The 5,097-nt window shown below is 68.8% G+C and carries 5 protein-coding genes; 3 read left to right on the forward strand and 2 right to left on the reverse strand.

The window, feature by feature from the left end:
* A partial coding sequence (locus G6016_RS13175) for a hypothetical protein (RefSeq protein WP_241730299.1) occupies positions 1 to 804 on the forward strand: 804 nt, incomplete at its 5' end.
* Here G6016_RS13175 and G6016_RS13180 read toward each other — a convergent pair.
* Both G6016_RS13180 and G6016_RS13185 read right to left on the reverse strand, forming a co-directional pair.
* On the reverse strand, positions 749 to 2,038 hold the full coding sequence (locus tag G6016_RS13180; protein WP_182633096.1) for an FUSC family protein: 1,290 nt from the start codon (positions 2,036 to 2,038) through the stop codon (positions 749 to 751). The genes G6016_RS13175 and G6016_RS13180 overlap by 56 nt on opposite strands.
* A complete protein-coding gene (locus G6016_RS13185; RefSeq protein ID WP_182633097.1) occupies positions 1,995 to 2,411 on the reverse strand; it encodes a DUF3151 domain-containing protein in 417 nt (138 codons plus the stop codon). Before G6016_RS13185 ends, G6016_RS13180 begins: the two co-directional genes overlap by 44 nt.
* A 224-nt stretch (positions 2,412 to 2,635) precedes the next feature.
* On the opposite strand from G6016_RS13185, the gene G6016_RS13190 reads away from it, so the two are divergent.
* Both G6016_RS13190 and G6016_RS13195 read left to right on the forward strand, forming a co-directional pair.
* Positions 2,636 to 3,190, forward strand: coding sequence for a hypothetical protein (locus tag G6016_RS13190; RefSeq protein WP_182633098.1), 555 nt, complete (start codon positions 2,636 to 2,638; stop codon positions 3,188 to 3,190).
* Positions 3,191 to 3,600: 410 nt separating this feature from the next.
* The coding region (locus tag G6016_RS13195; protein WP_182633099.1) for a trimethylamine monooxygenase at positions 3,601 to 5,097 on the forward strand (1,497 nt) is incomplete at its 3' end.

The raw sequence follows: 5,097 nt of genomic DNA on the forward strand, positions 1-5,097 counted from the left end.
TGGGCGAGCCGGGGCAGCGGGTTCGGCGCGGTGGGGCTGCCGGGTCCGGCGGGGTGGGCTGCCGGGTTCGGCGCGGTGGGAGCCCTGCCGCGGCGCTCTGACCCCCTAATTCACACGAGGCGGGCCGGTCGGGCCATGATGGAAACCATGATCGTCATCCGCTGCGGCTCGGCGCCGGTCCCGACGGTCCTGGGCGAGCATCCGCGCATCGAGGTCAGCGAGGTGCCCGACAAGGACGAGATCAACCGCGCCCTCGCCGAGGTCGGCACCCGCCGCCGCCTCCTCGTCTGCGGCACCGACGCGGGCCTGGCCACCCTCCTCACGCGCCTGATGCGCTCCGAGAATCTCGACGTGGAGGTCGCCTACATCGCCGAGGAGGACACCCCCGCCACCCGCGCCTACGGCCTCCCGACCGGCTCCGCCGCCGCGAAACTCGGCGTGCAGGGCCAGGCCCACGAGGTGCCGTTGGTGCGCGACGAGACCGGCGCCGTGCTGGTGGGAGAAGCCACAGTGGCCGGCCCCCGCGGTGAGTTACTGGTCGGAGAAGCCTACGCCGACGACGACAAGGTCTTCTCCGGCGAAGTGCCCACCCTCACCGTCCGCGTCTCCCGCGATTTTCCGGGGGTGCGCGCCACTGTCGAGAAGCCGCGCAGATTCCGGCGTCGGCGGTGGTTCACCGCGCGCGCAGTCCAGTTCGGCAGCCCCGGTGCGCTGATCACCCGCGATGGCATCACCGCCCGCAGGCCCGTCAAGAGGACGACTTTTTACCGTCATGTCGAGCCATTGCGGCTCGTGTTGCCCTGAACGGCGGCAGCACCGACGTCGGCCGATCCGGCGAATCCGGCCACTCCTCCTGAAGCTCAGGCTCGACCGACGGCGTCCGGACCGTCGGCGGCAGCGTGGCCACCGCCGAGATCTTGCTCAGCCCCGCCACCTGCATCATGTCCACCAGGACCGACCGGATCTGGGCGAGCATCACCGTCTCCGTCAGACCCGGATCGAACAGCAGCTCGCGCTTGGCGCGCGAAGCCACGGCCCGCAGCTCGCGGTGGACCTCGGCATCTGTGGGCGCATCCGGGTCGGCCGCGACCCGCTGGGCCAGCAACTCCACCGCACCCGACAGCGATGCCAGCAGCGAACCCAGCGCGGGTGGCACGTCCACCTGGTCGTCGACCGCGACGATCGCCCGGCGCGCCAGAACGCGGATGTTCCTGATGCCGTTGTCCATCGGGTTGAGCATCGCCGCGAGCGTGACCTCCTCCGGCCGTCGCCGCCGATAGAACGGTGAGAGCTTGACCAGCTCCCGCGCTCCGGCGAGCTGCTCCTCGATCGTGTCGATCGCCGGCTGCGTGTCCCGGGCGTCCTGGAGCGCGGCCCGGATCCGATCCGAATCCCGGGCCTCCAGCCCGTCCGCGACCTCCGCCAACACCGACGACGCCACACCGAGCAACGACGCCGCCTCGCGGCGCACGCGTTTGAGCGGGTGGACCGGCATGATCGCCATGAGCAGCAGCGCCACGGCCCCGCCGACGGCCGCGTCGACCATTCGCTCGTAACCGCCCGCGCTGCCCGGCGGCAGCAACGTGGCCACCAGGATCGCCGACGACGCCGCCTGCGTTCCCACCAGCGCGCCCCGGTCCAGGAACACCGCCGCCGACATCGCGATGATCACCACCACTGCGATCTGCCACGGACCCGAGCCGATCTGGGCGATGAGCAGGTCGCCGAGGCCGACGCCCACCACCACACCGATCACCAACTCGATGCCGCGGCGCACCCGCCGGCCCATGCCGGTGCCCAGCGCGATGGCCGCCGAGATGGGCGCGAAGAACGGTGCCGGGTGATCCAGCAGGTCAAAGGCGATGAACCAGGCCAACCCGGCGGCGAGACCGCACTGCAGGATCGGCAGAAATGCGTACGCCAACCGCCGGCTCCGCGTGCGAAGCGGAACCGGCAGCGCGGCGTAGACGCCTAACGCGCGGGCGTCGAGGCGATCACGCCAGGCCGAGAGACGCGGCGGCGTGCGGGTCTGACTCATTGATGAGGTCCAGGCAACGGATGTACTCGTCCTCCTCGCCGATGGTCTGCGCGGCGCGGGCCAGCGAGGCCACCGCGCGGAGGAATCCACGGTTCGGCTCATGGTCGTACGGCACCGGGCCGAAGCCCTTCCAGCCGTGGCGGCGCAGCTGGTCGAGTCCGCGGTGGTAGCCGGTGCGCGCGAACGCGTACGCGGCGATCGTGTCGCCGGCCTCGAGGGCACGCTCGGCGAGCTCGGCCCACGCGATCGACGCCGTGGGGTGCGCGGCCGCCACCTCGGCGGGATCCTCGCCTGCGGCGATGGCGTCCTCCGCCTCCGGGTCGCCGGTCAATCGAGTGGGCGGGGGGCCGAGAAGATCTCCGAACTGGGTCATGCGGCCATTGTCCACGATTCGGCTCGGCGCTTCCCGCGGTAGCGACTTCCGGGGGCCTCAGGCAAAATCTGCGGGCCGCTGGGGGACGCTGAGGGACGCTGGAGCACCTCCGAGCGACTCCGGGCCGAGCACACTTGGCTTGCCACTAGGTCCGGGTGATGTGACAGGGTTTTGGTTCCCGAGGTGGCGTCGATCCCCGGCCCCCTGAGCATCCAGGAGATCTCATGAACCCGGCCCGATCCCTCGCCCGCCCACTCGCCGTGGCATCCGCGGTACTCCTCACCTCCGCCGCGCTGCCGGCGACCGCAGGCGCGGCGGAATCAGACATGTTCGACGTCTCCCTGATCACTTCCACCTGGGAAGACGGCACGATGACCTTCTCGGGCACCCTGACGAACAACACTGAGGGCGGGTCTGACTGCCTGATCGAAGTTGCCGACATCGACTCCATCGCCGCGATCGAGAAAGATACCGCCACCCATCTCTGGTCCACCGACCCGCTATACGACGCCGGGATCATCGCAGCCGAGAACGTCTGGCCAGCCAGCGGCGAGACGGCCACGTGGTCGCTGTCGGTCCCCGGCATGAGCGAGCAATTCACGCCGGCTGCATTCGTATGGTGCTGGGCGGACGTCGCAGAGGGCGAGAACATCCTCTTCGCCGTGTACCCAGACGCCGTGAAGACTTTGCCGTCCGCCCCCATCCCGGATCCGACCCCCACCCCGGATCCGCCCCAGCCCGGCACCGGCTCACCCAACACCGGCTCGCTCGGCAGCTGAGTAGGCCGCCGGCTGACGCACGATTGCCGACAATTTCTGACAGACGCTCGTAACGGGCCGCGGATAAGGCGACTTCGGGTTCGGGAGTGGGCGACGTCGTCGTCGTCGAAAAAACGATGCCGACCGGTGCCCCCGCCCAGCTCGATCCCGGCCTAGCCAAGCGGACATCTGGTAGAATTCCCAGCGTACGGTGCTCCGAGCGGGCACCGTCCTCTCGTTCGGCGGGACGCGGCGAGCCGCAGTAACCCGACATCGACCGCAGTACGCCGCGGTGCGAACCGGATCGAGAGGGAAACCACGGACCCGGTGTCGAGGGCCAGTACGCGGAAATGACGTCCCGCGTCGGCAATACCTCCGCCGCGCGTCGTCGAATGGCGAGTTACAGGCCCGCGTCAGCCGGAGAGTTATGTGTGTCGAGACAGCGAATCGCGATCATCGGAGCCGGACCCAGCGGGATCGCCGCACTGCGAGCATTCGAATCCGCCCAGCGTGCAGGAGCCAAGATCCCCGAGATCGTCTGCTACGAAAAGCAGGACGACTGGGGCGGCCAGTGGAACTTCGACTGGCGCTCCGGCACCGACCGCTACGGCGAGCCCGTGCACTCCTCCATGTACCGCAATCTGTGGTCGAACGGCCCCAAGGAAGCGCTCGAGTTCGCCGAATACACCTTTGACCAGCACTTCGGCCGCCCGATCTCCTCGTACCCGCCGCGCGAGGTGCTCTGGGACTACATCGACGGTCGCGTCCGCAAATCCAAGGTCAAGAACAAGGTCCAGTTCTCCACCGCCGTGCGCTGGGTCGACTACGACCGCGACCAGGACACCTTCACCGTCACAGTGGAGAACCTCCGCTCGGGCAAGACCACCAGTTCCGAGTTCGACCGCGTGATCGTGGCGACCGGCCACTTCACCTTCCCCAACGTCCCCGAATTCGACGGGATCGAGACCTTCCCCGGCTCCGTGCGGCACGCCCACGACTTCCGCGGCGCCGAGGCACTCGCCGACAAGCGCGTCCTGCTCATCGGCGCCTCGTACTCCGCCGAGGACATCGGCGTCCAGGCACACAAGATGGGCGCCGCCTCCGTGACCATGTCCTACCGGACCGCGCCAATGGGCTACGACTGGCCCGAGGGCATGGAGGAGCTGCCGCTTCTCGACCGGTTCGAAGGCCACACCGTGCATTTCTCGAACGGTGAGACCCGCGAGTTCGACGCCGTCATCCTGTGCACCGGCTACCTGCACAAATACCCGTTCCTGCCGGCCGAGCTCGCCCTGGACTCGCCAAACAACATCTACCCCTCCGGCCTCTACCGGGGCGTGGTGTGGCAGAAGAACCCGCGCATGTACTATCTCGGCGCGCAGGACCAGTGGTTCACGTTCAACATGTTCGACGCCCAGGCCTGGTACGTCCGCGACCTCATCCTCGGCCGCGCCAAGCTCCCGTCCTCCGAACAGCGCGCCGCCCACATGCGCGAGTGGCGCAACCGCTTCCAGGAACTGGACGGCGACGCCGACGACGTGCGCTTCCAGGGCGACTACATCCGCGACCTCATCGAGGCCACCGACTACCCGATGTTCGACATCGACGAGGTCGTCCGCATCTTCCTGGACTGGAAGGACGACAAGAAGAAGAACATCCTGACCTACCGAGACAAGAACCACCGCTCGGTCATGACCGGCACCATGGCCACCACGCACCACACGCCGTGGCTCGCCGAACTCGATGACTCGCTCGAGCGGTACCTGTCGACGCCGGCCGGAGCCGGAGATGGATCGGGTGTCGGCTCGGGCGGCGGCTCGGGCGGCAGCTCGGATGTCGTTCCCGGCAAGGTCGTCATCAACGGTGACCCCGCCACCAACGGCTCGGGGACGCCGAAGGACCTCGAGGACATCGCCTCCTCCACGGAG

Source organism: Dietzia aerolata, from assembly GCF_014144865.1.
Lineage (GTDB): Bacteria > Actinomycetota > Actinomycetes > Mycobacteriales > Mycobacteriaceae > Dietzia > Dietzia aerolata.

Coding starts and splice junctions, on each gene's coding strand:
- G6016_RS13190 (WP_182633098.1), top strand. CDS start 2,636: ATGAACCCGGCCCGATCCCTCGCCCGCCCACTCGCCGTGGCATCCGCG.
- G6016_RS13185 (WP_182633097.1), bottom strand. CDS start 2,411: ATGACCCAGTTCGGAGATCTTCTCGGCCCCCCGCCCACTCGATTGACC.
- G6016_RS13180 (WP_182633096.1), bottom strand. CDS start 2,038: ATGAGTCAGACCCGCACGCCGCCGCGTCTCTCGGCCTGGCGTGATCGC.